A 26,894-nucleotide genomic window follows, 5' to 3' on the forward strand; every position below is an offset into this window, starting at 1 on the left:
CTAGTAAAAAGGCCGCCGCGAGCTGAGCGCCGGCTTACGTTGTACATCGATGCCATCGCGATCGGAGCGACTCGACGGGCCTTCCGCAGGTGGGCGGGTGCACCACCTGCCGTCGCCGATGCAGATACAGCATGGGAGGCATCGCTGCAAAAGCCAGGCTTCCTACTCTATCGGCTCGCCGCCGCCGTCCAATTCTTGACGGGAGCGTTGGAGGGCGCTTCGCCAGCTCGACTCGAAATACACTGTGGCGGAATCCCCGACAGAATTCCGCCACAGCGGTTTGTCGGGATCCGTCCCGCCTCTCCTGACGGCCTCCACAATCTACTATGCACCTCAGTAGGACGCATATAAATTCCGAAGGAGGCGGCTATCAGCCTCCGAACAGAAGGTAGAGACCGGTGAACGTGTAGCCGACCATCGTCAGCATCATCGCCACTTGACCGGTGATCTGATGCTGTTGCGGCAGCAACCGCAGAGCGCGATCGTGCGCGGAGACGACCGCCACCATGTGCCCCACAACCACGCACGCGACCTTGATCGTCCAGAGCACTGACGGGTGTTGAGACAGGATGTAACTGACATCATTCGGTGCCAATCCGAACAATTGCCAACCCAGGCCAAACGGGTCAGCCAAGCGCACGACAGTTTCCTGTCCGCGTTCGACGAGGTAAGACAAGTAGTGGGCGAAAATGTAACCGACAACGATGGGAACCAACGAATGCGCCAACTGGCCGGGAAGTTCTTGGCGCTTCTGGGGACTGATGCCGCCGGTTGATCGTGCAGCACCCCAGAAGGTCACACCAACAATGGCGACGAAGAGGATCAATACCGTTGTCCGCAGCACTGTCGCACCGCCGGCCTCGCCGAAGAGCGGAACCCCCGTAGCGGTGCGATCAACGAAGTTTCGGAATGCCGGAGCTTGGGAGAAACTGTCGAACGCGGTAGAGCCCAGCAGCACCGCCAGAACTGCGACGGTTCCGGGACGCACTGGCAACGTCGGCAGATGATCGAGGGGATTGACGAGTTCCACTCGTCCCGATGCCGGCGAACGCCGAAAGGGTGATAGCCGCGAGACCGCCATGCTGTAGACCTCGAACGGGTCTGCCCGTGCGAACCACCGAGCACCGAAGACCCAAGCACCGACCCCCATCGCCCCTACGTAGATCAGTAGCCACGTTTTGATGGCAGTCAGGGAACCTGGGTCAGGGCTTGCCAATTCAAGCCAGACAAAGGCGAAAAGCCCCAAAGCGGCAGGCCAGTAACCCCATGCTCGCGGATAGGAGCGGCCCGAGGCATCGGCTCCCCTCCGTCGAGCGAGACCGCAAATGCGGTAGATGGTGCGCAGCGGCGACAGCAGGCGCCAGACCGGACCCACGCAGACCGAAACGGCGACCAGCCCGACCCAGAGTAAGACGTAGAACGCGCCCGGCAGAGCATTGTCGCCTCCCGCGGGGCCCCATATGGCGGCCGCCAGAACCCAAAGCGCGAACAACAGTGCCAGACTCGCGATAATCCAGCGTGACGTCGGAGAGTCGACGGCACGGGTGACCCAGGCAGGTAGTTCGCGGCCCGGCTTCGCCGGGTCGAAGCGCGGGCGCTTCCACGCGAGAGCAACGATCGCGAAAGTCGCAGTCAGCGCCCATGCCGCACCGATGAGGGCGAACGACAGCGGTACAGGAAGGTCAGTGGAACCGCCTACGCCGTGCGCGAGGATGTCGACTCGCGGGGTCACGGCCGAACTTGGATGGTGACGACAGTGCGGTTGAGGTCGTGGAGCTCGACATCGACTTGGCCGGGCACGTCCACGGTGAACTCGAAGGTCTGATCTGGACGCGGTTCAATGTTGAACGTGTGCTCAGGTACTGAGTGAACGTGCAGTTGGTCGGCGACGTCGCTGGTCACCTTCAGCACAATCGGCTTTCCGACGGTGGCCCGCGCTTGGCCGTTCGTCGGCGTGACCGTGCCCCCGGCGATCGAGACCTCGACAACGGTGCCGTCAGCAGCCGGTGGCACCTGTTCGGTAGAAGGCGGCTGCGTGGAGATCGTCGTGGCTGCCGTCGACGCCGCCTGGCTGGTCGACGACGTCGAATCCGTCGTCGTGGATCCGCAACCCACTAGGGCAGACAACGTCGCTGCAGCGGCGATGACGACGCCACACCGGGCGCTCCGAGCGCTCACGGGTTCTCGTTCCTCTCGACGGCGGGACTCTGCGTGGGACCTGCGTCGCCTCCAGACTCACGACGTCGGTTGCGACGAGCAATGTAGAAAACGACACCGATGATGACTAGCGCGGGCGCGAAAGCTGGAAGCGACATCCACAGCCCAACGTCAGTAGCGAGGTAGGAGATACTCGGCAGATCGGCATCGCGACCCGCTTCACTCACCGGGACGTCGATCAACACGGTTCGGTACCGACCGTCATGACCATCAGCGACACCCCCATCGACGCCAGCCCATCCGACAGTACGCGCGTGATCCGCAGAGCAGCCGCGATTCTCCGGCACTTACGCACTGTCTCCGTAATTCGTGTGAATGAACATACCGGAACCGCCGGTACCGAGTTTTCTCAGGTGAGTCGTACACCTCGCCGGGCATCGATAGGTGCCAGCCCGAACATCTCATGGAAGACGCGGTTGGCGTGTGCACTGTCGCTGAACCCGGCAGCATGCGCAGCGTCGGTGATGGTTCCGCCATCCCGCACCACCTCCATCGCGCGGATGAGGCGGCACCACCGCACGTAAGCCGTGAACGACATTCCAACCTCGTGCGCGAACAGCCGCCCAAGACGGTCAGCAGAGAGGTGCACTGTGCGTGCGACATCAGAGAGCTTCACCGGACCTTCGATGATTCCGGGCAGCAAGTCCACGGCAGCCTCCACACCCGGATGCACGGCACATCGAGGTTGGCCCTCGGCTCCGACCAGGTAAGCGATGACCTCGTGTGCCGCGAACGAAAGATGCCGCTGCTTAACAACATCGACATTGACGAGCCTCTTTCCGAGCCGCACCCACTCTCGGACATCGTTGCGATTCGTGTTGCGAAAAAGGGCCGTGACTGCACTACCGATGACACTTGTGGGCTCCAGGTACAGCATCATTCCCTGACAGGCCTGAGCCTCGATAGAATGCTCCGCACCTGCGGGGATGATCGCGGCGGGCGCCGACAGGCCCCGCCCATCGGCGTCGACGAGGAAGGCAGCGCCATCGTCGATGGTCACAATCTGCAAGGCGGCGTGCCCGTGCGCGTGTGCAGAACCGAGCTGTCCACGGAAGACGAGCTTTCCCGGCTCGATTAGCGCTTCGCCCAACCACGTCACGTCACGAGTATGCCGAGTGCGCATTAACCGCGGGCAAGTTTCACGTGCCGACCCGATCCGACCGGGTTACCGCACGACCTCCTCTGAAAGAGGCTGTGTCGCCGATATCGGTCTCCTTACCGAATTTGCATGCGCCCCTTGCACGAAAGGGTTCAGCCAGCTGTGCGAGGTACCGCGTCGGGTAGTGAGGTTTGGCGGCCATGCCGAGGTCGTCCGAACTAAACCGGCGTTGGGAGTCGAAGGAGAATGTCCGGAGGGCGTGATCCAATCCCAGGGTGAAAAGTCCGAAGTTGACGTCACCAATCCCAGCCCACTTGAGATGGTGGAAGCGGTGACCTTCGTTGAGCGCGAGTACTTTACGTAGCGGTCCGACGCGGTAGTCGGCATTGGAGTGCTGCAACAGCAATTGAACGGCAATAGCCACCGTGAGAACCTCCGCGATCGCTTTCGGCAGGCCCAGGATGAGCAGCGGCAAAATGCCGGCTGCGAGTTCCAGCGCCCCGTGCAGTGGATGCTTCATAAGACCGTTGAAGCCGTAGAAGCGTTTCACGCTGTGGTGGACTGCGTGAAAACGCCACAGCCACCCCACCCTGTGACTGGCCACATGTACCGCCGTCACACCGACATCGGTCACCACGATTGCGATAAGAACCTGAAGCACGAACGGCAGCGAGGAGGGCCACCACGAGCTAAAGGGATTGAGCATCGCCAGCAAAGGCACGACGAGAACTGTCAATAGCAGCGAGGTTTCATTGATGAACGCGTGGGCGAAGTCACGGCCTCCGTCGCCGATCGGTTCGTTCCACTCTGCGCTATAGGGCAACGTTCGCTCCGCAGCGAAGGATAAGCCGACCGCGATCAGTATGAGGGCCGCCATCCAGACCTCCGCCCACGGCGCGTGCGCCAGAGCAATTGCCGCACCGTTGACACCGAACAACATCACCGGCACATAGCCGTACCGGACGAACGAAGTAACCATGCCCCCAGCGTGGGACATACTCCGGGTCTGGCACTTGAACAGATCCGGCGACTTCACGAGGCGGGACACGTGACGTCCGGTTGCCCCCACTGCTTTGCTTTCGCCCGCGTGATAATCCAGACGGTCACGCCGACCCCGGTGGCTACGGCCAATTGGAGGCGAGGTCTAGAACCAACGGTCGCACAAGAGCAAGAGCCTCGCGGGCGAATTGACACTGAGAGCAGCGTCCTCTTTACCGTTGTCGGGCCGGCGCCAAGGATAGCGTCGCCCGACGGATGAGCTTCACATGCTTCGACGTTGACGCGTGTCCTACAGGCGCTCGAGGCGAGGTGTCTTGCCACCATGGACCCGCACACACCCGGCGTACCGCTCATGGCTTCTGTGCAGATATCGCGCAGCGTTGCAGCCACCGCCTCCACCAACGCGGCCCGCGTCGCCTCGCCCGGAAACAGGAACATGTGAATCTTGGCGGCCTTCAGCGCAGCCAGTTCGCTCGGAGTCTTCAAAATCGTTGTATCGCGGCCGATTGCGACCCACTGCCTACGACCGACATCTCGCAGCCACACAGCATCGTCAGTGCCCTGGGCCGCCGCGCGTGAACCGTACAACTCTGGTGGAGTGTGGACTTTGTACCCAAACGCCTCGATGGAGCGGCGCAGGGTCTTACCGGCGAGATTCTCGTCGAGGTAAAACTCAGGCGGCGCGGCCCAGGAGGACGCGTGCGGCGGTTCGGACTTCTTCGCGGGAGATTCCGAACTCATCAGCAACCACCTCCCCCGGCTCCCCCGCCCTCAGCATCGCCGCGACGTCCGCCACACGCGGGCCCGCAGTACCAAAGCGCGGCTGGCCGAACCCATAGCGGGGATCGACGACCACCTTCGCGGGTGCCCATTGCCTCAGTTCAAGCTGATATGGGACATCTCCACCGTCCCAGGAGATGTACTGGATGTAGTCCTGGACAATCTCGCGGATCACATTCTGGCCTGAACGCGCCTCGATGAGGCCAGCGCCTGCCCTCGACTTGGAAAAATCCCAAAGGACGTCGATACCGTCTGTTGCAAGATTGGGAGCGGTGAGGACGTACTCCCTGCCGAACTCTTTCTGAAGCGCGTCAAGCGCCGGCCGAATCCGCCGAATGTGCACTCCGGCATCACGCAGCGCCTCTAGGACGTAAGCCTCGGTGAGCGCAATAAACGACACGTTCGCTTTCCGGGCCGGTGCTGCGACCACGTGAATCAGCGCGTCACCACGCTCGTAACCCTTTGCCCAACGGTGAAAAGTTTGTCGCTTGATCGCCAGGAAACGCGCTGCGTCAGCCATGTTTAGGATGCCCAGAGTGAACCGATCATCGTCATGAGTGGCGTTGCTCTTCATCATCCCCTTCCAATGCTTTCCGGCCTTGAATCTAGCCCCGATTGCCGACAACTTACCCAAACGTAACCCCCAAGAACTTCAACTGCGCGCCGCACCGTCACGTTGGTCAGACGCTCAGCGGTTGCAACCAAGACGGCGTCCTTCAGGCGCGCGGCGTAGCGGCGGAAACGATCTCGCCCCCAGATAAAAGCGGTTTCGCCTCAGCATCGCGGCAGTCGCTTGTTTGAGCGCGACCTCGCAACATGGGGCCGGTGTGGCCACCAGGCCGCGGGTTCAGACCCCCGCCCCGATCGTCGGGGTGTAGCCGATTGCACGGCTACACCCGTGTTGGGTGATCCTCCGAGGTCAGCTGAACGCCTTTCGCCCGGAGTTGGCGCGCCCAGGTCTGGGTGGCCATTTGCGTGGCATCCCAGGGTGATCCCAGCGGCGGGGTGTAGGACAGGTCCAGCTCGGAGAAGCCCTCGACGCTCATCTCGTGGAACAGCGCGGCGGCGTAGGTGTCGACCCGCTTGGACACCTCTGCACTGCGGTGACCGACGAGTTGGGCCCCCAGCAGTCGACCGGTGCGTTCATCGCCAGTGATCCGGATGTGAATCGGGGTCGCACCCGGGTAGTACGCCTTGTGGTCATCGGGTGTGGCAGCGATGGTGGCTGGTGTCCATCCGCGGTCTGCGGCCAGCACTTCGTGGTCACGCAGCCCGGTGCGGGCGGCCACCAGGTCGAATACCTTGACCACCTGGGTGCCGAGGCTGCCGGCGAAGCGGGCGTCGCCGCCGAGGGCGTTCTCCCCGGCGACGCGGCCCTGCTTGTGGGCAGTGGTGCCCAGCGGCAGCCAGGTCACGCCGAGGAGGCGGTGGTGGGTGTGCACGCAATCCCCGGCGGCGAACACATCCGACAGGGTGGTGCGCATCGCCTCATCCACGGCGATCGCGCCCTTGATCCCGAGTTCGGCGCCGGCATCGGCGGCCAGCTCCACATCAGCCTTCACGCCGACCACGACGAGAACGAAATCAACTGTCTGATGGGGACTATCTCGCTAACGGTGTTTCCGGCGGTTTTCATCAGTAGGTTTCGGCTGCCGGGAATCGATCGGCGAAGGTGATCGCGAACGCATTCAGGGCAGGTTTCCACCGCATCGTCCATCGTGCCCTGCCTGCACCGGTCGGGTCCAGTGATCGGGTGACCAGATAGAGGCACTTGAGGGCGGCCTGCTCGGAGGGGAAGTGGCCGCGGGCCTTGATCGCGCGGCGGTAGCGGGCGTTGAGCGACTCGATGGCATTGGTGCTACAGATGACACGGCGGATCTCCACGTCGTAGTCCAGGAACGGGATGAACTCCGCCCAGGCGTTGTCCCACAGGCGGATCACCGCCGGGTAGCGTTGCCCCCATTTCTCGGCCAGATCGTCGAACGCTGCGCGGGCCGCGGTCGCGTTGACTGCGGTGTAGATCGGTTTCACATCACGCTTGATCTCATCCCAGTACTTGCGGGACGTGAGCCGAAAGGTGTTGCGCAGCAAGTGAATGATGCACGTCTGCACGATCGCCTGCGGCCACACGTTGCCCACCACCTCGGGCAGTCCCTTCAGCCCATCGCAGACGACGAAGAAGCTGTCCTTGACGCCGCGGTTGCGCAGATCGGTGAGCACGCTCATCCAGAACTTCGCGCCCTCCCCGCCGGTGCCGGCCCACAATCCGAGGATGTCGCGTTCCCCGGCCAGGGTCACTCCGATCGCGGCGTAGAACGGGCGGTTGGCGACCTGGCCGTCGCGGACCTTCACCACGATCGCGTCGATGAAGATCGCGGCGTAGGTTTCATCGAGTGGCCGCACCGACCAATCGTTCATCTCCTCGATGACCTTGTCGGTGATGCGGCTGATCGTCTCCTTCGAGACCGACGCGCCGTAGATCTCAGCGAAATGCGCTGAAATCTCCCCAGTGGTAAGCCCTTTGGCGTACAACGACAAGACCACCTCATCGACCCCGGACAATCGGCGTTGACGTTTCTTGACGATCTGGGGCTCGAACGTGGATGCCCGATCGCGCGGCACGTCGAGTTCGACCGGGCCGGTGGTGTCGGTCAGCACCGTCTTGGTGCGGGTCCCGTTGCGGATGTTGCCCGACCCCGCCTCCGGCGGGTCGTGTTTCTCGTAACCGAGGTGCTCGGTCATCTCCTCATTGAGTGCGATCTCCAGGACCGTCTTGGTCAGCTGTTTGAGCAGCCCGTCGGGCCCAGTCAGCGACAGGCCCTGTTCCTGTGCCAGTCGGACCAGCTCGACGGCAGCCTTCTGCTCTGCGGACTGCTCAGCCGCCTTCTTCTTCGCCACATCTTCCAGTGTCGTCATCACGGCACCTTTCTCGCCGAGCATCGCTCAGCGTGTCAGTACCGGAAACACCGTTATTTCCACAGTCCCGTCTGATGCAGGGTTTCGCCATCACGATGAGCGGTCACGGTGAGCGCGCCGTTGGCGGTGCGGGTGACGGCGGAGACGGTGGTGTTGGTGAGGACCTGCACGCCGTGGCGTTCCAGTTCGTCATGGACCAGGGCGCCCAGCTCGGGATCGACGGTCGGCAGTACTTCGGGTAGCGCCTCGATCTGCGTGACGGCGATACCGCGGGTGGTGAGTCCTTCGGCCATCTCCAGACCGATGTAGCCGGCGCCGATGATGACCGCGGTGGCCGGTTGGCGTTGCTCCAGGGACTCCATGACGGCGAAGGTGTCGCCCATCGAATGCAGCAGGTGCACGCCATCTTTGGGGCCGAGGGCGTCCGGTCCGGTCAAACCGGTGATCGGTGGGCGGGCACTGACGGCGCCGGTGCCCACGATCAGGGCGTCATAGGACAGTTCAGTGGGCGCCCCGGTGGGGTCGAGGACGTCGAGGGTGTGCTCGCCGACGTTAATTCTGGTGGCGCGGGTGTCGGTGAGGACCCGCATGCCGGTGGCGGCTAGGTCATCAGCGGTGCGGTGGGCCAGGTTGGTCCAGTGCGTGACCTCCCCAGAGACGTAGTAGGGGATGCCGCAGATGGAAAAATTGGGGTAGGCGTCGGCGACGACGACGGTGACCTCGGTGCTGGGGTCGAGTTCACAGATGCGCAGAGCGGCGCTTATTCCGGCGTCGCTGCCGCCGATGGCGACGATATGGCGTGCGGGCATGACGAAGTCTCCTCGGTGTATCGAGTGGGAAGGGTTGTGCTGCTGCGCTGCAGCGTGAGAGCGGGGTTGGTGTCAGGCGTCGGTGAGCGTGGTGTGCAGGCGTTGCACGCGGACGGCGATGTCGTCGCGGACCAGGCGCATACGTTCGAGGCCGTCGATACCGCGTTCGGAGGGTTCGTCGGTGTCCCAGTTCTCCACCCGGGTGCCCGGCAGCGGATCGAGTTGGGCTTCCCGACCGAGCGTGACCACCAGGTCGACGTCGCGGGCCAGCTCGTAGTCCACCGGCTTGGGCTGCTCACCGCTGATGTCGATGCCGACCTCGAGCAGGGCTTGGGCGGACAGGTCGTTGACCGCGCCACCGGGTTTGGTGCCGGCGGAGTAGACGGTCACGGTGTCGCCGGCGAGGTGGCGCATGAGCCCGGCGGCCATCTGCGATTTGCCGCCGTTCTTGACGCACACGAACAGCACCGACGGTGTCGACGAGGTAGTCATCGTTGTACTGGCTCCTTAGTTCTGGCGTGCGGTGACGTGGAGTTCCGCGAGCAGCCGACGGACGCGTTCTTCGAGGTCGTCGCGGATCGGCCGTACCGCGGTAACGTCCTGACCTTCCGGGTCGGGCAGGTCCCAGTTCTCGTAACGCTTGCCGGGGAAAATGGGGCAGGCATCGCCGCAGCCCATGGTGACCACCACGTCAGCGGCCTGGACGATTTCATCGGTCCAGGGCTTGGGGAACTCGCCGGTGATGTCGATGCCGACCTCGGCCATCGCCGCGACCGCGGACGGGTTGATGCGGTCGCCGGGTTCGGAGCCGCCCGACCACGCGACGGCGTCGTCGCCGGCGAAGTGGGTGAAGAAGCCCAAGGCCATCTGGGAGCGTCCGGCGTTGTGGGTGCACAGGAACAGCACCGTGGGCTTGCCGTCGCTGATCTTGCCTTCCACCCGGGCCAAGGCGTGCAGGCGTTGGCGGGCGAACCGTTCGGCGAGCAGCGGAAGGAAATTGGGGACCGACGCGCGGCCGGCGAACTGGTCGTAGGACGTGTGCAGGAACCGTTCGATCGTCTCGACACCGAAACTGTCGCCGAAGTCGCGCTCCAACCGGGTAGCGGCAGTCTTGAGCGCGTGCTGCTGATCGATGGACAGGTCGCGGTGCGGGCGTAAGGCGGCGGGGCTATCAGACATTGACATGGTGTTACGACTCCTTTGTCGTGGACGGGTTGACAGCGACGGGCACAGTGCCCTGGTCGCGGAAGCGTCGGCGCAAGGCCAGTGACACGTACACCAGCCCGACCAGGACCGGGACTTCGATCAGTGGGCCGACCACCCCGGCCAGGGCTTGTCCGGAGGTGGCGCCGTAGGTGGCGATCGCCACGGCGATGGCGAGTTCGAAGTTGTTGCCCGCCGCGGTGAACGCCAAGGTGGTGGTGCGTTGGTAACCGAGGCCGATCGCTGCGCCGAGCAGATAGCCGCCGCCCCACATGATTGCGAAGTACACCAGCAGGGGCAGCGCGATCCGCACCACGTCGAGCGGGCGGCTGGTGATCTGTTCGCCTTGCAGCGCAAAGAGAATGACGATGGTGAACAGCAGCCCGTAGAGCGCCCACGGCCCGATCCGCGGCAGGAATTGCGACTCGTACCAGTCGCGGCCCTTGGCCTTCTCGCCCACTCGCCGTGACAGGTAGCCAGCCAACAGTGGGATGCCCAGGAAGATCAGCACCGACTTTGCGATCTGCCACGGCGAGGTGTCGATGGTGGTCTGCTCCAGGCCGAGCCAGCCCGGTAGCACCGACAGGTAAAACCAGCCCAACACCGCGAACATGATGACCTGGAATATCGAATTCAACGCCACCAGGACGGCGGCGGCCTCGCGGTCCCCGCAGGCCAGGTCGTTCCAGATGATGACCATGGCGATGCAGCGGGCCAGGCCGACGATGATCAGCCCGGTCCGGTACTCGGGCAGGTCCGGCAGCATCAGCCAGGCGAGAGCGAACATCAATGCCGGCCCAAACACCCAGTTCAAGAACAGTGAGCTGAGCAGCAGCTTGCGGTCGCCGGTCACGGTGTCGAGGCGGTCGTAGCGCACCTTGGCCAGCACCGGATACATCATGATCAGCAGGCCGAGCGCGATCGGCAACGAAATGCCATCGATCTGCACGCCGTCCAGCGCCGCGTTCATGCCCGGCACCCACCGCCCCAGCAGCAGCCCGGCGGCCATCGCGACACCAATCCACACCGGCAGGAACCGGTCCAGGGTGGACAGCTTGCCCACCACCGGCGCTGAGGTACTCGCCACCGTGTCGGTCATGCCGTCGCCCCTGCCAGCGCTGCCGCGTCGAGATCCAGCAGCGCCGCGATCTCGCGCAGCGCCTCCGGGACTACGGCGTAGTACACCCACGACGCCCGACGCTCGGAGGTCAACAAACCGGCGGCGCGCAACACCTTGAGGTGATGCGACACCGTGGGTTGGGAGACGTCGATGCCGCCCGAGATGTCACAGACGCACGCCTCCCCACCGGAATGACTGGCGATCGCACTGAACAACCGCAGCCGCACCGGATCGGCGAGCGCCTTCAACTTCTTGGCCATCTCGGCGGCTGCAGGTTTAGTGAGCGGCTCCCGCAGCAGCGGCGGCGTCACGCAGCAGGCGTCGGCCGGCCCGTCCTGTTGATTCGACATTCATCGATATTGACACTCATCGAATCACCGGGCAAGTGAACGACAGATGAACACTGCCGCGACACCCCCGGCCGGCCCCCAGCCGACACCGCCACCACCGCCGGTGATTGCCCAGCACTACCTGACCGTTAGCCCAGTCGCGCCAGTAGAGCTGCGCAGCAGAGTAGGCACTGGCTGCTGCCGCCGCGTAACTCAGCCCGGTCCGCACACCGCTATCACTCATCCAGGGAGCACCCATGTACACGCCTGCACACCTACCTGGTGTTGTCGGACAACTACCACCGGCCCACTCAGCTCAACGCCGCTCACACAGCGTTCGAGTTGATCTCCCTGGACGAGGCCAGGCCGCGCGTCGTCGGCGTGGCCACCATCGAGCCCTACTCCGAACTCGACGCCCGCCGCGACCTCCACGCCGTATTCGCCGCCAGCCCCGTTCACGCGCTCGCGTCTTAAAGAGACCTGACATACAACCGTGTTCGTGGCCACCGTCCGGACCCCAGTCGAGGCGACGGCCGTCGCGCACACCGCCGACCAAGCCGCCAGGCTGGCATGCGAGCTGGGCATGGAGTCCCTGCAGCGCGTGCACGGCGACTTGGGCTACGACGATCCCATGTTGGCCGGGAAGTACTTCGAGTCGACGTGCTCCCGTTCGAGGTCGGCGGCCCCGCGCAAGTCACGCGCCGCTCCAGGCTGCTGGCGTCGTAACTCCACCACCCGCGTCATGCCTTACTACCTGACCCCCGTCGCCGAGCTGCCCTACCCCCACACGATGGGTGAGCGGCCCCTCCAAGACGGCACACGCTCCAACTGTCCCCTTGCCCTTGAGGCTGTGCTCCGCACACGCGGTCAGCACCCCGGGCAAGACGGCTACCGCGAACTGTTCACCAACGACGCGATCTCCGCGCGCCGCCAAGCCTGCGACGTCCACGCCGGAAACTGGACCGTGGTACTGCCCGCAGTCACGACCTTCCTCGAGCCCTCCCCGGCCAATGCCGACACCGCCACCATCGCCCACGCCGCGCACGACCATCCGCCGTTCGCCGATCTCGCTGCGGCCGACCCCCGACTGACGCTGGCGCTGCTGAGCTACAGCGACTCGCTACGCGTCTACACCAACGGTCACGGCCAGCGCGAAACGATTGGCCAGCACCGCATCTGGCGGGCCCGCACAGCCGGCGTCTGCGCGCTGCCCGTGTGGTTCGACGCCACAACGGTGCGCCCGCCGCGCGACGCGGTGCTCCTGCAGCGCGGCTAAGGCGCCCTCTCGGCCGCTCCCCTGGCCCGTTCAGCTCGACGCTGCGACACCGCCCGCCAGGGCGACGAACCCGCCGTCCAAGGGTCTCTGGCGCAACACAGCCACCGCCGCTCCGCCCGCGCCAGGATCACCACAGCGTGGGCTGATCACCAAGCAGCGCCGCCTGCACCGCGGCGGCGTCCCAGCCGTGCCGCACCGCATCGCGCAGCGCCACCGAGCGCTCCCGCCGCACACCCCGACTGTCGAAGCGTCGCACCGCATGGCGCCCACCGCCGCGACGCATCCGCGCCATCCCCTCCATGTTGTCGCCCTGGGAGCCCGACACCACGTGCTATTGAACGTCTGTCGCGGCCGCGATTTTTACGACACCGGGTTGTCGCATTCGTGCAAACCCAGCACGCCCGCCGCCACGCTTCCGCCTGCGATCGCCAACGCGTAGCGATGCGGACGCACACAGAACCCCACACCGTCGCGCGTGAGATAGAAACGGCCGTAACCATCGGCACCGATCGCCCCGGTCCAGATGTTGCAATCCGAAGGCGTTGGCCCACAGACGACGTGGCTATGAAACCGGGCAATCTCAGCGGCGTGCAACAGCCGATCAACAACCAGCTGTCCCGCGCTTCTCAAGGCCGCTGACCCTACGTCCGTGCACAGACACTGGGCCTGTCCAGAGCCGCCTGCGGCGTCCCGACTGACAGGGCCGCAGCGGCGTTCAAGGAGCTACCGCTGCGCTGTGCCATCTGAGACACGGCCGAACAACGCCCTGCGCCGCTGCAAATCCCCCTGAGTCGCGACCCCCTGCGCTCAACAGTCCCGGGTCCGTGCGCAGCTCCCGCAGCGCATCGTCGCGATGCGCGAGGGCCGGCGGATTCCCGGCGCCGAGGCCGCCGGAGTTCTGCTGCCCTCGCAACACGATGTTCGTCTCATCCACCGTGACGCGCACCTGTCGTCCCCTGCATCAGGCCGAGGCCGCGTCGGGCTCGTCGGCCCCCGGGTAGGCGACACCGCCAGGCTCGCCACCAACCTCACCGCCACCGCCTACTGCGTGCGAACCGTTGCTGGGCGTGGACTTCTCGGCTTTCGGAGCGTGCCGCAGCATGGTCCGAACAATGCCGATCCCGACGTCTGTCCGTGCGGCAATGGTCGTCAGCGTCTCATCACGGCCCTGCATGCGCGCGACCACCGCGCCGGCCTTCGCCCGGTGCGTGGCCACGCGCTTGGCCGCTTCGGCGTCCACCTGCTCGCGCAGCTGCGCCAGGCGCTCCGTCTTCCAGACCTCGACCTCGGCGACCTTGCCGACCTCGTACAAAAAGTTCGTGGCGTCGTCGATGTTCGCCTTATCCCGCGCAGCACGCGCTTCGTTGGCGCGCCGGGTCGCTTCCACAGCCCGTCGCCGGGCTTCCAACTTGGACGTTCCTGCTGCTGTCATGACCGGGACACTAAAACCGGCCGGGCCGGACGTGCCACCACCACAGCCACATTCGCCACCCACCAATTTTTTCGTCGCCGCCCCTGCCGCACCACCGCACCTCACTCACCCACCGTGCGCCCCGTCCCCTCACCACCGCCGCACCGGCCACTCAGCTCACCCCTCACAGGCACCTTCCACGGCCCAACGACAGACCACACACCTCTTGCCTGCAGGCGGCATCTAACGGGTATGCAGAACGTCGTGGATAACTACTGTTATCCATGTCCATCTGACATGCTGAGTCGGTGCCTGGATCCGTTCCGCCGAAGCCGCCCGCAGTCATCCTTCCTGGATGGTTCGCCGACTTTCTCGCCGATCGTGCCATCCGCAAGCCCTCGCCCCACACCTCCAAAGCCTATCGCCAGGACTTCGAGGTAATCGCCGTGTTGATGGCGGGGTCCGCCGACGCCGTCTCCGACCTCCAGATCCACGAATTAACAAAGGACAGAATGCGTTCGGCGTTCGCCGCCTATGCTGACACCCACTCGGCGGCGTCGATCCGACGCTGCTGGTCGACGTGGAACACCCTGTGCACATTCCTCTTCACCGCCGAGCTGCTCGACGCCAACCCCATGCCGCTCATCGGCCGCCCCAAGGTGCCAAAATCCCTACCCAAGAGCTACCCCGCCAGCGCCGTCACTGATTTGGTCGCAGCGATCGACGCCGATCACGGTTCCACCCGCGCCAGTGACTGGTCCGAGCGTGACCGCGCCATCGTCTTCACCTCATTACTGGCCGGACTCAGAGCCGACGAGCTACTGAACGCCAACGTCGGCGACATTCGCCGAACCGACGACGGCGCCGTACTGCACGTCCGAGGCAAGGGCAACAAGGACCGTCGACTCCCCATTGGCCCAGAGCTGCTCGACGTTCTCGACGACTACCTTCGGACACGAGCCAACCGATTCCCCCAGACCCGCCGACGAACATCGGGCACCAAGGCGCTCAGCAACTTCTCCCCGACCGCTCCCCTCTTCGTCGGCGCCGACGGGGACCGCATCACCCGCGGAACGCTGCAATACCGGATCCTGCGGGCTTTCAAGAAGGCCGGCATCAACGGTGAACGAGCCTCCGGCGCACTGGTTCACGGCCTGCGCCACACCTTCGCCACTGAACTCGCCAACGCCAACGTCAGCGTCTACACCCTGATGAAGCTCATGGGCCACGAATCCATGGTCACGTCACAACGCTACGTCGATGGCGCTGGCACCGAGACCCGCTCCGCCGCTGAAACCAATCCCCTCTACGGGCTTCTAAGCGACGAGAAGCAAGCCCGGTAACGTGCTTTTCGACCGCCCACGCAGAACCGATTGCCAGATAACGACCGTTATGTCGGGTTGGGGTGACAGCAGTTGTAAGACAACACAATTCACCTGCCCGGTCTCAATCATGGTGCCGACTTTCGCAGTGAAGTTGCCTTTTTGCGGTTTGACGCGTGTGTCTCAGGGCTGTTGTCCTCTCCGTTTCGGGTTAGACGAAGGAGCGCCTGTGCCATCTTGATCCAATGGTTGTCGACGGGTTCCGCGTACCCACCGCGAGGCGTCAGCGATTTGGCGCCTGATCAGACCTCGTGGCCGCCGTCCTGGAGCGCAGTCTTGCGCTTATGGCCGCTACCTCGATGACGTGCTGGTCAGCAGCGGTGAGCGTCGCGGATGCCACGCCGTGTCGAAGCTGTCGGGCACGTTGCGCATCGTTTCGTTCACAAGACCATTCACACGAGCGCAGCGGCACGGCTGCACGGAGGCAGGTGCCCGCGCGCCTTCGCCTAATTCAGCGTCCCGGTCACATGGTTGCACTGCATTACCCAAACCGAGACTGCATCACATACTGGAGTAGGCGCACACCGATGAGCGCAGGCGAGGAAAGGGTCGCAATCTTCCCATCCCACCGCATATTAGTGCGAGTGATTCGATCGCCGTTTCCCGCCGGTTCACCGCCGTTAAGGTGACTACCCAGAACGCGGTCCCGTCTGCAATCGCAGACGCGGCGGGAGGACTTTGAAGGGGGGCGGACATGAGGGTGCGCCATATCGGCCTCAGCGACGGAACCGCGCCGATCACCGCTATCTTCGTCGTCGATACGAATATCGCTGTGGCCGACCCGAGTCTTTCCGGAGTCTCCTGGATGCGACTACGCCTGCTGGCCTCGCTCGGCCCGGTCTCGGTGGTCGTGCCCGAAGTCGTCGTGCTCGAGGTCGCGAGGCAGCGTCATCGCGACCTTAAACGGCATCTCTCCGAGGGAGCAAAGGCGTGGGGACAAGCAACGGGCTCCCTCGAGTCGGCGGGCGTGACGCTGCCGGCCGACCTACCCGACGTTCGCACACTTCGGGCGCACAAACTCCCCCCACCCGCCGAAATCGCCGACCGGCTGCGCAAACACCTCGACGATCTCGGCGCCACCGTTCACCCGATCCCCTCAAGCCTCGACCACAACACACTGGTCACGTGGTCACTGGAGGAACATCCGCCGTTCGACGCCACCGATAAGGGATACCGCGACGCACTCATCTGGGCCACCGTCCGAGAGGTCGCCGCGGCAGCTCCTCAGGCATGCTCCGTCGCCTTCCTGTCGAACGACAACGACTTCTGCGACGGGAGGTCCTCCATCCTCCACCCGCAGCTCGCCGCCAACCTGTCCGAGGTGACCGCGAACAGTGTCCTCATCGCCAGAACAGTTGGAGACGCCGTGCTGATCACCGGCGTCGCCGGAATCGAAGACGAACTCGTCCGTCCCCCGTGGGATGCTCCTGACCTCAACGCTGATCTAGCAGCATCGATAAGATCCCTGTGCGACAACCTGTTCGGAGTCGACCTACACGACGGATATCGATCCGTGCCCTTCGATGTCGAGCTGCCCCTACCCGTTGACGAACCCACCGTCGACGACATCGACCCGGACCTCGATCGGCTCGATATCGTCATCCACGAGGTCTTCGATGGCGGGACGGTGATCGGCGACGTCAGCGTCCCAGCTGGCATGCGTGTCACGGCCTATGTGCTCAAGGCGGAACTCGCGGAAATCGATACCCCCTGGCGCGTAGACGATGGCGACTACAATGACCACACGGCGCTTGTAAGCGCAGATCTACCCGTCGTCCTCGAGTTCAGCTTCGCAGCGGACGCCGGCGCCGTACAGATCATCGAGCTCACTTCCGTTCAGGCCGAACCAGCATGATCGTCATGCAGTGTCACTGGAAGCCGGTCAGTCGATCACCGGAAAGGCGCGGTAACGGCCCAAATCCGTCGGTAACTACGGAAGCCTGAAGTGCATCGGCGGGTTCCGCGCGAACCTCCCGCCATTCCACAAACCGAGCTGTGACAATCGAGTGGTGCCCACGCGAGCCGCGAAGCGTCGAACGTCAACGATCAGGCGAAACGCCGATGGCACGGAATGGCACTTCGGTTCGACCGTTCGCGGCACCACCGGTTATCTCGACCAGGTCGTAGCTCACCTAGACGATATCGAGCCGCACACCGCCTCCGAACTGCAGACCGTCATGCGGTCCGCGGTTCGCGCCGGCAGCGTTGATCCCGAACTGCTTGTGAGTTCGGTTGAGCGCCAATACTTCGACGACGAAGACAGTCCCGTCGGGCCGATCTCCTTCGGCGTCGCTGACAGCCAACTGACCCTTCGTTTCACATTCGACATGAACCGATGGATCGAGGACGGGGATCACACGGAGCAGTCGCGACTCGCAGGCGCACTCGAGCCGTTCTTGCGTCGGAACCGGATGTCGTTGCGGAGTTTCGAGCCTGACTACAACTACCAGGGTCCGCCGTGGCTATGGCGAGGCGAGATCGCACTGAAGCCGAGAGGCAAGTCGCTGAGCTGGTTGTACGAGATCGGCTGTCAGGCAATTGCTTTGCTGAATGCATTCGAGTCCGGCCAACTCTCTCGCGAGAGTACAGGCGATCTGATCCGAGCAGGCCATGCTGAGCTGCTCCTCGGCCAGGCTGAGTCCCATTGGCTCGACGTCAAGAGTCAGCACTGACTACGCCACCGCAGCGGGCCAAATCACTCTCGCCCAGTCCGTCGGACGATTCGCGAACGCCGAGTACGGAGGGATTGTGGTGATCGGCATGGACACCAAACGAGTCCCCGGCGGAGAGATCATCAGGAAAATCTGCCCCGTGGCGATCGACGGACGAACCCTCCAGCGTTGTCAACGCGTCATCGAGCACCGCCTCTATCCCCCGCCCGACATGCTTCGAATCGAATCCGTACCGGTGCAAGACGGTGGACTCATGCTCATTGACGTACCGCCGCAACCCGAGGAACTGAAACCGTTCCTCGTCCACGGCGCCGTAATCGACGGCCGCACGGAGACGACGTTCATCAGCGTTGTGCGTCGCCGCGGAGAGTCCTCGATTCCGATGACTCCCCAAATGATCCACTCCACGTTGGCGGCTGGCCGAGCACTTCTGCGTCGGGGCCAGCTTCCCCATGCTGACCCTTCAACCGGATCAAACAACCCTCCGGGCTGAACCAGCGCGCTATGCGTCGCGAAACCGTCACGTGCAATCTAGTCGCTCGTTGACTCCCGTTCCTTCAGAGGTTGCCGCCGCTACTAGGCGCCGCCGGAGACGGTGGTAGTTTTCGCTCAGCGATCAGGCGATGTGCGCGCCTTGGTGTCGTCGATCGCCCAGCCAAGCTCGGGTGGCCCGCTTCGCCAAACTGCGCCGGCTCGGGTTCGTCCCCCTCGTGCCCCATGGGGGGCCGACCGGTGCGCCGGGGCCCGCTACGACTGACTCACTGCGACAACAGCGGGAGATGACCGTCTGCACGGCTAACACCCCTAGGATGAATCCGTGGCCGGACGACAGCTCAAAGAGATCTTTCGGGCGTTCCACACGCGCGATGAGCTGGCTTTTCGTCGCGCAGCTGCAGAAATTATCGAGGAAGAGCAGGCAAAGCACCATAATGCGTTAGCTCGCGACCTCCAGAAGCTGCTGATAGCGGGTAGCGGCTCCGTCGATACTGGGCCGACAGTTCTTGTTCCTCCTCCACCGAAGGACCGGGAAGGTGAATGGGACCTCGGTGAGGTGCGAGAACCTGAACGTCTGTTGGAAGACCTCGTCCTACGTCAGAGCGTATCGGCGGTCCTCGAGAGTGTGATCGAGGAGGTCCGTCAGTGGTCGTTGCTGGACGCTGCTGGTCTCCCGCGGCGGCAACGTCTCTTGCTGCAAGGGCCACCCGGTTGCGGCAAGACGACTGCGGCCGAGGCCGTCGCAGCCGAGCTGGGGCGACCCTTGGTGATCGTGAGGCTGGACGCGGTCGTCTCCTCCTACCTCGGGGAGACGGCAAGCAACCTCCGTCGCATCCTGGAATATGCCGATCAGGCTCCCTTCGTCGTGCTGTTCGACGAGTTCGATGCGCTGGGCCGATCACGCGACGACAGCTCCGAGCACGGCGAAATGAAGCGTGTCGTTACCGCCTTCCTCCAGATGACGGAACGCTACCGCGGGCCAAGCCTCTTGTTGGCGGCAACGAACCACCCGACCCTGCTGGACGAGGCGCTGTGGCGCCGGTTCGACGAAGTCGTGACGTTCGACCTCCCCACCGTGCACCAAATTCGGCAGCTCATACGACTCCGGTTCAAGAGCGTGACCCATTCCGGTCTCGAGGTCGACAGCTACGCCAGCGCCCTCAAGGGGCTGCCACACGCCGCAGCCGAAAAGCTCGTCGTTGATGCACGCCGCACCGCTCTGCTGCGTCGTGCAGAGTCCGTGAACGACAGCGACGTCCGAAAGGCACTGTCGAGTATTACGTCTCGGCCGTGGTGAGTGATGCCCGAACACCTACTACTTCCGAACCCGCGGCCTGTCCGCTCTCGGCGTGCCAGTGGAGCCGGCGGGGGCACGCCGCAGCGGCAACGTGGTGAACACGGTCGGCATCTCCGCCGGCAACTCGATGTCTCCCGCGCGCCACGCCAGCTCAACGCCGGGGTCGACCCCGACATGGTGTTCAAGATCATCGCGGGGTCGCGGCCGGAGGACTCGTCGTTCGAAGGTCGAGGACTACAGATTCTCGGTGAGACTGTCGACTACACGTACTTCGTGCTGTCCAGCGATCGCGGCGCGTCGCTGGAGAATGCGATACAGCGATACGTGCGCACGGGTGAACTCCGCAGTTTCTTCAATCAGATCGACGACATCGAGCCCTACGGTCCGCAAGATCGCAGCGGCCCAGGTATCGGCGAGATCGAAGCGGACTTCAGCGGCACGACGGTCGTCGACGTCATCATCTGGCCCTCGGGTGCCTACAGCGAAGCCGTCAGACGAGCGGCTGTCGTCGAATCGGTCATCACGCAGAACGGTGGCCAGGTATTGCTTCGTTCCGTCTCGGCGCGGCGCAGTTATTTGCGGGCCGATGTGACCGCTGCCGGGTTGTCCGATCTGCTCAACACCAGCGTCGTTGAGGTGGTTCGCACACCGCCCGTACCGTTTCTCGACTTCCGCGACTGGCGCAACATCGACATCTCGTCTGTTACGCGAAGTCGACGGGTGAGCGAAGTGGTCGGCGTCCTCGACGATTCCCCGGCATCGTCGCACCCGTTACTGGCCGGACTCATCGCATCCGATGAATCGCTGTCACCCCCCGGCTACCAATGGCAACGCCGTGGTACCCACGGCACCGAGGTGGTGGGTCGCCTCCTCTACCCCTCGCTGCACGAAGAGTTGCGTGACGGCTTGCCGCTGACCGCGGTGGGCAGTGTTCGGATCGTGCGAATCCTCGAACCCGACCCCTCTCGCCCCGACGGTCCGCCGCGTTTCGCCACCTATGCCGCGCCCCACGACCTCGTCGAAGCTGCGGTTCGCCACCTCCACGGTGAGCACGGTGTCCGGATCTTCAATCTCTCGATCGGTTACTCGGAGCCGTTCAACGACCTACATCTCGGACCGCTCACCGAGATCATCGACGATCTTGTACGGGAGCTCGACATCGTGATCGTCGTGCCGACTGGCAACGCCGCGGCCGACTTGACCGCTCGCACTGCGAGTGGTCACCACATCATCGACGACAAGCCGGAGTTCTTCTTCTCGCCCGAACACCGCCTATCGGAGCCCGGCCCAGCTGCTCTCGCGATCACTGTTGGGGCACTGGCCCTTAGTGGAGCGCCCGCCGAAATTCCCGGGCGCTTCGGATGGCGAGCCGCCGCCGATGCACGGGAAGCGGCACCCTTCAGTCGCAGCGGACCAGGGCTCGGAACGAACACGCGCCGCGCAAACAAGCCCGACGTCACCCACTTCGGTGGGAACGTGGTCATCAACGATGTGGGCAACACCGTGCCCAACGACCCCGGCGCGTCCCTGGTCAGCACATCGACACGCGGCACCGAAGGTCAACTTTTCGCCGCCGTAAACGGCACGAGCTACGCCGCACCCGCTGTCGCACGCGTCGCAGCCGACATCGCCTACGCCTACCCCGACGCCTCGGCGAATCTGATTCGCGCCCTGGTTGCGACAGGCGCGTCACAAACCCAGCCGGCGACGAGCATTCCCGAACCGCACCGTAGAAACCGCGTCTACGGGCACGGTCTCCCCCAGGCAGACAGAGCGACATCAAGCGACGGCCACCGCGTCACGATGACCTACGACGGTTCCATGCCTGTCGACACAGTACAGATCCACCCGCTGCCCGTCCCCGAGCAGTTCCGACGCGGTAGCCGGCGTGACCGCGTCATCAGCGTCGCTCTCGCGTTCGACCCGCCCGTACGGCGCCAACGCCGGGAATACCTCGCCGGCACAATGAAATACGAGATATATAGGGACATAAGCGCAGAGGACTTGGCCGACATCTTGCAGCGGCAAGACCCCGACGATCGCGCCGAACTCATCACCGACCGTCGCAAGCTTGATCTGCAGCCCGGCGTTAATACCTTCACCCATGGCACGCTGCAACTCCGTACCTGGACCGGACGGAACTCCTTCGCAAACGACGACGAGACATTCCTCATCGCGGTCACCCACAAAGCTCAGACCTGGGCCCGCAACGATCCGGCCTACGACAGTCAGGCGTACGCGTTGGCCGCAACGTTAGAGGATCGCGAACTGGAAACGGCCAATCTCCACGAGACCCTGCGACAACGACTGAGCATCCCCAACCGCGTGCGGCTGCGCACCTAAACAAGCCAGCCGACACCTACAGTTAGCGGGCTTGCCTAACCGGGTGCTCCCGTGACACCGCGCCCTCGGGACATGCCGCGCGCGAAGACCTGGGACCGCGGCACCGTCATCGACAGATTCGCTGCCGGCAGGAGACCCCAGGGGAAGGACGACAGCGCGCGCCCTTCTTCTCGGGTGAGTCCGCGTAGACGCACCGACAAGGCATCGTCGGTGCGCGGCGTGTCGCATTACGCTCGTCGGTATGGCGCGGGCTCCATCTCGGGCGCCCGCCCGGAGCCAATCCCATCGTGGATCTCGCGCGCAGCCTGGAGTGCGATCCCGAGGACGTCACCGACATCCTCTGCCGGCGCGGCGACGACGCCCTGCTTGACATCGTGCAAACCGTCAGCTTGGCGCGTGGCTCAGTGCACAACCCCGGGCATACCGTGTATTCATGCAGAGCCGAGGGCCATCGCGATGACCACCCCGACGACGAACCGTCCTTACGTCTTCGAGCTCGCGGCGCTCGCGCTCGACCCCGAGGTGGGCCAGGACAACGCTCGCAAGACCGCTCGCGAAAACGGTATCGACGACGCGGTGTTCGACCGTGCGATCGGCGTTCTCCACCGGATCAACGACGGCGGAGAAGACATCGACGACTTCGTCCTGCGCGAATACATACTCGACGGCTGGCTCCAGGGGTACCTCCCGCTCGGCGCGCACGCGAGCAACGCGATGCTGACCACCTGGCGGTTGGCGCAACTGGCCCAAGACCACTACCAGAAGCTCCAATGAGGACCTCAGCCGCTGGGCAGGTGACCGCCATCCTTGCTGCGGCCGGGCTGACGGTCACCGCCTGCTCGGCCTCCCTCGGTCCGATTGCGGTAAGCCGTGCCGACGACCCTGCCCTGACTGCCACCGTTCTGCGGGTAGTCGACGGCGATACGGTCGACGTGGTCGACGATTCCCGAGGGCGATTGCGTATCAGGCTAATTGGAGTCGACAGCCCCGAGGTGCACAAGCCCGGCTACGGTATCGGCTGTTGGGGTCCCGAGGCAAGCGAGTTCGCCCGTTCCGCACTCACCGGCCAGCGCGTCGCGATCGTCACCGATCCCAGCCAGGACACCCACGACCGCTACGGACGGACGCTGGCTTACGTGGAAAGGGCGGGAGGCTGGGACTTCTCGGTCGAGGCGGCCCGAGCGGGTGCGGCAAAGTCTTACGTATACGGCCGGCGCCCAGCCACTCTGACACCGCAGATCCAGGCCGCGGAGGCCGAAGCGCAACGAACGCAGCGCGGCCTCTGGGGACCTCCCTGCTACGGCCACACCGATTCAACGCCCGTGAAGTAGTTTCGACGACGCCGACGGGACCGCCGAACTGGGCAGGCGGTCACTGCCCGCACGCGGCGCACCACAGCAGCGCCCCACCTAGGTGGACACGCCTCCGGCGTGGCTGATAACGCCGTTGTTTTGCCTCCATGTACATCACTGCAGGCTTGGCCTCGAACTGGGCGTAGTCCCCCGGCCGTAGACTGTTGCGGTCGACCGGATTCATCACCGGCGACCCTGCCGGCGGGATCTGATCGCCATAAGCCGCGCTCACCGAGGAACCGTTGAGCACTGCCTTCAACGCACGCTCACGTTGCGCATCCGCAGCGGTCACCGACGTGCCATCGGGCAAGGGGACCGTGTGCGGCGCGACCGCCGGGGCCGCCGCCGGGGCCGCGGCCTCGGGCGAGGTGTTCACCGCGGGCTGCACAGTTGGCTCAGTGGGAACGGGGCTGCCCGGCTCTGTTTTCTTTACTGACGAGTCATCGGTCTTGCTCGGCTCGTCAGTGAACTGATCGTCGGACTTTTCGGTCTTCGAATCGCCCTTCGTGTCGGAGAACTTCTCACCGTCGCCGCCCTGGTCCGGGGCGCTCTTGTCCGAGAACTGCGACGCCAAGCCCGGAAGGGCCGTTCCCAGGCCGCCGAGGCCGCTTAGGGCGTCCAGCGGTGAACCGCCGGCGCCGAGACCGCCAAGCATCCCCGGTAGCGCCGATCCCATCCCGGCCAACGACGACAGCGGGTCCATCCCCATCCCGCCCATGCCCAGGGGGCCCATCCCGGCCATGGGATCGGTCAAGCCGCTGTCGCCGGCAGGCGTCGTCGAGGGGACTGAATCATCGGCGGGAGGGGGCGCCGCATCCCCGCCGCCACCCCCGGCTCCCCCGCCTGCGGACTCTCCCGAACCGGACCCCGTTCCCGACCCCGTGCCGCCACCTTCGCCGGGCGCAGGGCCGGACGTGAAGTATTCCTGGCCGAGCGCGTTCATAATCGCCGCCTGCGTCTTCGCGTCAACCTGGGCGTCGCCGAGCACTTTCTGGATCTCGGCGAACTTGCCGTCCATGAACTTTTGAAACGCCATGACCGATGCCGGGTCGGCCATCTCCGGCGCAATCTGCTTTGACTTGGATTGGACGTCGGCCAAGATCGCGTTGATCTTGTCGCGGGCCTGTTGGTTGGACGCAAAGATTTGCTTGAGCAGTGCGGCGAGCTTCTCGTCGGTCAGCGACGCGCCCGTGGTGTCCTGCGTGTGTTGATCTCCCGCGCTGGTGGCGCCATCGTTGAGCCCCCCGGCGCTGTCGGCGGGCGGTGCCGGCGCCGGGGGCGGTGCAGATGGCGCGCCGCCAGGGCCGTAGAGCGCAGTGTTGGTGCGCTGCAACGGGGTCTGAGACGGCGGCTGATCGTCGTCGCCGAACACACGGCCGACCGCGCCCACCACCTTGGCCACGTTGACCACCGCAGGCTCCAGCAGATCCGAGACGAGGTCGGGAACACTGGGAAGACCGAAAGTCACGAGCGAAGTCCTTTCCTCAGCACCGCCGCGCGGTCGCTCTCTACGACGCTAAGCCCGGCGGACCCTCGATAGCTACGGCCATAGGAGCCAATTCGGGGCGATCTCGGACCACCTCCAGCGCGGTCTGCCGGATGCGGGCAATGACGTCGTGATGGCTCACCCCGACCTCCTCGCCGATCGCGCGCAACGACATCGCCGGTCGCACCTCGAACAACCGCCACAGCGCCTGCGTCAACGTGTCCTCGGAGTGTGTCGTCAACCTGCCGCGCTGATGAATCTCGCGGGCGATCCCCAACCAGCGCTCTCCGCGATCGAGGTGCCTTGGCGTCATGGGCGCCCAGGCGGCGTGGGGGCTGGCGGCGTGCTCCGGCGCCTGTGTCGGGTTGAACCGCCAGAGGATCTGCACGGCGTGGGTGGACCCAAGAATTCCTGCGGGTGGGACGCAGGCCACCGCGAAGGCCAGCCATGTCGGCAGAGGCGCCGACGCCGGGAGAATGGCATGCAGCGCGTTGCCGCCGATGCTTACCAGGGAACCCAGGGCGAGCATCGACCAGAAGAATTGTCGATTCTTGCGCTGATCGGGATAGGCCGCTGTGGTCAGGATGCCCATGGTCGCCAAAACGATTGCGCCATCGACGATTCCAGGCCACAGGTATGGTAACCAGTCCGCCCAACTTCCGGTCCGCCGAGCGAGGTCGCTCAGCGCCGCAAAAGACAGGACGAAACTCGACACGGCGATGCCTGCGGTGATAGTCACTGCCACCGCGCGACTCGCTCGTACCAGAGTCGGTACCCCGCGAAGTCGCACGCCGCCCTCCGACCCGAGCCCCCGTACGTCAATCTGCTCCCCAGGCGGTGGGCTGACTCCTCGATCGTCATCGGCGATGACGGTTCCCACATCGTCTAGTGCGGTCATCGATCGCTTCCTCCAAGACAGGTGTCCACCACAGCACATCGATGTGGATGCTTGACCTCCATCCAACAGCGCCTGTGGTGCAACAGCTATGCGCCAAAGAATCCAGTGCGAGTCAAGGCAGCGGTGCACATGAACACACTGAGGACCTAGGGGCGGTGCACAGCGTGTCACCGCGTGCCAGCCTGATTGGCGTGCTTCCCGATGCAGCCCACGCAAGTGGTGTTCCGGCCGTACGCCGGCATCTTCCACGACAGGACCGCGGCCGCGCCGCCGGATCGATCCGACACCTCGCGTTCAGGAGTACTCCCGCTTCGACGACCAATGTTGGGGCGCAGTGTCACTCGCTCGGTCACAAAATGCCGACTCCGGACGGTGGCTCTCCGTGCCACACATGATGCCGGGGGCAACATTGACGCGCACGCATCTGCATGTGGGGCCGCGAGGACCCGCGACCGCTGTTACCTGTGTGAAAGATGGTGCGGCGTGTCTTCCCCGCCACCGGCTGCTTCGTGCGGCATGCTCACACCCAAGCGCGGATATCCGCGGTGCCGGCTCAACGTTCGATGTCTGTGGGCGGCGTACGTCCAAGCGCGGATATCCGCGCCGGAAACGGCTCAACCCAGGAGAGGAGACCCGACCAACAGGAACCCAGGCTGACCGCTGAAATCGTCAGCCACACAACTACATAACTTCTCGGAAAGCACCTAAACGACGAAACCCCCGGCCCGAAGGACCGAGGGTCGTCAAGTTCGAGTTGCCGCTCGAACCCAGTTGCTTTCACGCCACTCCCCCTTGCTGAAGGGAATCGTC

Annotated in this window: 24 protein-coding genes and 3 pseudogenes; 10 read left to right on the plus strand and 17 right to left on the minus strand. The window is 64.5% G+C overall.

Features of this window, described 5'->3' with window-relative positions:
* Positions 1 to 370: 370 nt before the first annotated feature.
* The 13 genes and pseudogenes from ACXYX3_RS28390 to ACXYX3_RS28450 form a co-directional block, all read right to left on the minus strand.
* Positions 371 to 1,732, minus strand: coding sequence for a hypothetical protein (locus ACXYX3_RS28390; RefSeq protein ID WP_043416044.1), 1,362 nt, complete (start codon positions 1,730 to 1,732; stop codon positions 371 to 373).
* Entirely contained in the window at positions 1,729 to 2,178 is a 450-nt protein-coding gene (locus tag ACXYX3_RS28395; protein ID WP_043416046.1) for a hypothetical protein, read from the minus strand. The genes ACXYX3_RS28390 and ACXYX3_RS28395 overlap by 4 nt, the downstream gene beginning before the upstream one ends.
* Positions 2,179 to 2,566: 388 nt before the next feature.
* Positions 2,567 to 3,340, minus strand: a complete 774-nt coding sequence (locus ACXYX3_RS28400) for a helix-turn-helix transcriptional regulator (protein WP_046362071.1) — start codon at positions 3,338 to 3,340, stop codon at positions 2,567 to 2,569.
* A gap of 16 nt (positions 3,341 to 3,356) precedes the next feature.
* Positions 3,357 to 4,295, minus strand: coding sequence for a sterol desaturase family protein (locus tag ACXYX3_RS28405; RefSeq protein ID WP_046362091.1), 939 nt, complete (start codon positions 4,293 to 4,295; stop codon positions 3,357 to 3,359).
* Positions 4,296 to 4,348: 53 nt separating this feature from the next.
* Positions 4,349 to 5,056, minus strand: coding sequence for a PIN-like domain-containing protein (locus ACXYX3_RS28410; protein ID WP_458612351.1), 708 nt, complete (start codon positions 5,054 to 5,056; stop codon positions 4,349 to 4,351).
* The gene (locus tag ACXYX3_RS28415; protein WP_260753024.1) at positions 4,989 to 5,672 is read right to left on the minus strand and encodes a DUF433 domain-containing protein; all 684 of its coding nucleotides are present in this window, start codon (positions 5,670 to 5,672) and stop codon (positions 4,989 to 4,991) included. The genes ACXYX3_RS28410 and ACXYX3_RS28415 overlap by 68 nt, the downstream gene beginning before the upstream one ends.
* A 313-nt stretch (positions 5,673 to 5,985) precedes the next feature.
* Positions 5,986 to 6,690: pseudogene (locus ACXYX3_RS28420) on the minus strand (FAD-dependent oxidoreductase); the annotation flags it as partial.
* A gap of 40 nt (positions 6,691 to 6,730) precedes the next feature.
* Positions 6,731 to 8,014 carry an IS256 family transposase gene (locus ACXYX3_RS28425; protein ID WP_434085903.1) on the minus strand — a complete coding sequence of 428 codons (1,284 nt, stop codon included), beginning with the start codon at positions 8,012 to 8,014 and terminating at the stop codon, positions 6,731 to 6,733.
* A gap of 65 nt (positions 8,015 to 8,079) precedes the next feature.
* Positions 8,080 to 8,820: pseudogene (locus ACXYX3_RS28430) on the minus strand (NAD(P)/FAD-dependent oxidoreductase); the annotation flags it as partial.
* 72 nt (positions 8,821 to 8,892) lie between these two features.
* Positions 8,893 to 9,312: an arsenate-mycothiol transferase ArsC gene (locus tag ACXYX3_RS28435; protein WP_043416050.1), complete on the minus strand. Its 420-nt coding sequence runs from the start codon at positions 9,310 to 9,312 to the stop codon at positions 8,893 to 8,895.
* Between the two features lie 15 nt (positions 9,313 to 9,327).
* Positions 9,328 to 9,999: an arsenate reductase ArsC gene (locus ACXYX3_RS28440; RefSeq protein WP_043416052.1), complete on the minus strand. Its 672-nt coding sequence runs from the start codon at positions 9,997 to 9,999 to the stop codon at positions 9,328 to 9,330.
* 28 nt (positions 10,000 to 10,027) lie between these two features.
* A pseudogene (gene arsB, locus ACXYX3_RS28445) lies at positions 10,028 to 11,122 on the minus strand (ACR3 family arsenite efflux transporter); the annotation flags it as partial.
* Entirely contained in the window at positions 11,119 to 11,493 is a 375-nt protein-coding gene (locus ACXYX3_RS28450; protein WP_043416056.1) for an ArsR/SmtB family transcription factor, read from the minus strand. The pseudogene arsB and the gene ACXYX3_RS28450, both read right to left, overlap by 4 nt.
* A 261-nt stretch (positions 11,494 to 11,754) precedes the next feature.
* Here ACXYX3_RS28450 and ACXYX3_RS28455 point away from each other — a divergent pair, with 261 nt between their 5' ends.
* Together ACXYX3_RS28455 and ACXYX3_RS28460 are read left to right on the plus strand one after the other, a co-directional pair.
* A complete protein-coding gene (locus ACXYX3_RS28455; protein ID WP_043416057.1) occupies positions 11,755 to 11,946 on the plus strand; it encodes a hypothetical protein in 192 nt (63 codons plus the stop codon).
* A 25-nt stretch (positions 11,947 to 11,971) separates the two neighbouring features.
* A complete protein-coding gene (locus ACXYX3_RS28460) occupies positions 11,972 to 12,748 on the plus strand; it encodes a hypothetical protein (RefSeq protein WP_241204961.1) in 777 nt (258 codons plus the stop codon).
* Between the two features lie 127 nt (positions 12,749 to 12,875).
* On the opposite strand, the gene ACXYX3_RS28465 is transcribed toward ACXYX3_RS28460, so the two are convergent.
* Together ACXYX3_RS28465 and ACXYX3_RS28470 are read right to left on the minus strand one after the other, a co-directional pair.
* A complete protein-coding gene (locus ACXYX3_RS28465) occupies positions 12,876 to 13,073 on the minus strand; it encodes a hypothetical protein (RefSeq protein ID WP_239736461.1) in 198 nt (65 codons plus the stop codon).
* A 636-nt stretch (positions 13,074 to 13,709) separates the two neighbouring features.
* Positions 13,710 to 14,180 carry a hypothetical protein gene (locus ACXYX3_RS28470; protein WP_052429180.1) on the minus strand — a complete coding sequence of 157 codons (471 nt, stop codon included), beginning with the start codon at positions 14,178 to 14,180 and terminating at the stop codon, positions 13,710 to 13,712.
* Positions 14,181 to 14,467: 287 nt separating this feature from the next.
* Here ACXYX3_RS28470 and ACXYX3_RS28475 point away from each other — a divergent pair, with 287 nt between their 5' ends.
* From ACXYX3_RS28475 to ACXYX3_RS28510, 8 genes are all read left to right on the plus strand, one after another.
* Positions 14,468 to 15,502, plus strand: a complete 1,035-nt coding sequence (locus tag ACXYX3_RS28475) for a tyrosine-type recombinase/integrase (protein WP_241204962.1) — start codon at positions 14,468 to 14,470, stop codon at positions 15,500 to 15,502.
* 733 nt (positions 15,503 to 16,235) lie between these two features.
* Complete coding sequence (locus tag ACXYX3_RS28480; protein ID WP_255730354.1) at positions 16,236 to 17,396, plus strand: PIN domain-containing protein; 1,161 nt, start codon at positions 16,236 to 16,238, stop codon at positions 17,394 to 17,396.
* Between the two features lie 154 nt (positions 17,397 to 17,550).
* On the plus strand, positions 17,551 to 18,213 hold the full coding sequence (locus ACXYX3_RS28485; RefSeq protein ID WP_241204964.1) for a hypothetical protein: 663 nt from the start codon (positions 17,551 to 17,553) through the stop codon (positions 18,211 to 18,213).
* Positions 18,214 to 18,289: 76 nt separating this feature from the next.
* A complete protein-coding gene (locus ACXYX3_RS28490) occupies positions 18,290 to 18,706 on the plus strand; it encodes a hypothetical protein (protein ID WP_241204965.1) in 417 nt (138 codons plus the stop codon).
* A gap of 324 nt (positions 18,707 to 19,030) precedes the next feature.
* On the plus strand, positions 19,031 to 20,005 hold the full coding sequence (locus ACXYX3_RS28495; protein WP_241204966.1) for an AAA family ATPase: 975 nt from the start codon (positions 19,031 to 19,033) through the stop codon (positions 20,003 to 20,005).
* Between the two features lie 174 nt (positions 20,006 to 20,179).
* Positions 20,180 to 22,348 carry a S8 family serine peptidase gene (locus tag ACXYX3_RS28500; protein ID WP_241204967.1) on the plus strand — a complete coding sequence of 723 codons (2,169 nt, stop codon included), beginning with the start codon at positions 20,180 to 20,182 and terminating at the stop codon, positions 22,346 to 22,348.
* A gap of 456 nt (positions 22,349 to 22,804) precedes the next feature.
* Entirely contained in the window at positions 22,805 to 23,122 is a 318-nt protein-coding gene (locus tag ACXYX3_RS28505) for a hypothetical protein (RefSeq protein ID WP_241204968.1), read from the plus strand.
* Positions 23,119 to 23,679, plus strand: a complete 561-nt coding sequence (locus ACXYX3_RS28510; RefSeq protein WP_241204969.1) for a thermonuclease family protein — start codon at positions 23,119 to 23,121, stop codon at positions 23,677 to 23,679. The genes ACXYX3_RS28505 and ACXYX3_RS28510 overlap by 4 nt, the downstream gene beginning before the upstream one ends.
* Before the next feature lie 40 nt (positions 23,680 to 23,719).
* On the opposite strand, the gene ACXYX3_RS28515 is transcribed toward ACXYX3_RS28510, so the two are convergent.
* Both ACXYX3_RS28515 and ACXYX3_RS28520 read right to left on the minus strand, forming a co-directional pair.
* On the minus strand, positions 23,720 to 25,102 hold the full coding sequence (locus tag ACXYX3_RS28515; protein ID WP_458612352.1) for a DUF4226 domain-containing protein: 1,383 nt from the start codon (positions 25,100 to 25,102) through the stop codon (positions 23,720 to 23,722).
* A 106-nt stretch (positions 25,103 to 25,208) separates the two neighbouring features.
* A complete protein-coding gene (locus ACXYX3_RS28520) occupies positions 25,209 to 26,123 on the minus strand; it encodes a DUF2637 domain-containing protein (protein WP_308192942.1) in 915 nt (304 codons plus the stop codon).
* Between the last annotated feature and the right edge of the window lie 771 nt (positions 26,124 to 26,894).

It is taken from the genome of Mycobacterium sp. Panama NTM2, from assembly GCF_054355555.1.

Bases quoted from the DNA above. Each gene is read 5' to 3' on its own strand.
- ACXYX3_RS28400 (WP_046362071.1), bottom strand. From the start codon at position 3,340: ATGCGCACTCGGCATACTCGTGACGTGACGTGGTTGGGCGAAGCGCTA.
- ACXYX3_RS28405 (WP_046362091.1), bottom strand. From the start codon at position 4,295: ATGGTTACTTCGTTCGTCCGGTACGGCTATGTGCCGGTGATGTTGTTC.
- ACXYX3_RS28410 (WP_458612351.1), bottom strand. From the start codon at position 5,056: ATGAGTTCGGAATCTCCCGCGAAGAAGTCCGAACCGCCGCACGCGTCC.
- ACXYX3_RS28415 (WP_260753024.1), bottom strand. From the start codon at position 5,672: ATGATGAAGAGCAACGCCACTCATGACGATGATCGGTTCACTCTGGGC.
- ACXYX3_RS28435 (WP_043416050.1), bottom strand. From the start codon at position 9,312: ATGACTACCTCGTCGACACCGTCGGTGCTGTTCGTGTGCGTCAAGAAC.
- ACXYX3_RS28440 (WP_043416052.1), bottom strand. From the start codon at position 9,999: ATGTCTGATAGCCCCGCCGCCTTACGCCCGCACCGCGACCTGTCCATC.
- ACXYX3_RS28450 (WP_043416056.1), bottom strand. From the start codon at position 11,493: ATGTCGAATCAACAGGACGGGCCGGCCGACGCCTGCTGCGTGACGCCG.
- ACXYX3_RS28470 (WP_052429180.1), bottom strand. From the start codon at position 14,180: ATGACAGCAGCAGGAACGTCCAAGTTGGAAGCCCGGCGACGGGCTGTG.
- ACXYX3_RS28480 (WP_255730354.1), top strand. From the start codon at position 16,236: ATGAGGGTGCGCCATATCGGCCTCAGCGACGGAACCGCGCCGATCACC.
- ACXYX3_RS28500 (WP_241204967.1), top strand. From the start codon at position 20,180: ATGGTGTTCAAGATCATCGCGGGGTCGCGGCCGGAGGACTCGTCGTTC.
- ACXYX3_RS28505 (WP_241204968.1), top strand. From the start codon at position 22,805: ATGACCACCCCGACGACGAACCGTCCTTACGTCTTCGAGCTCGCGGCG.
- ACXYX3_RS28510 (WP_241204969.1), top strand. From the start codon at position 23,119: ATGAGGACCTCAGCCGCTGGGCAGGTGACCGCCATCCTTGCTGCGGCC.
- ACXYX3_RS28520 (WP_308192942.1), bottom strand. From the start codon at position 26,123: ATGTGCTGTGGTGGACACCTGTCTTGGAGGAAGCGATCGATGACCGCA.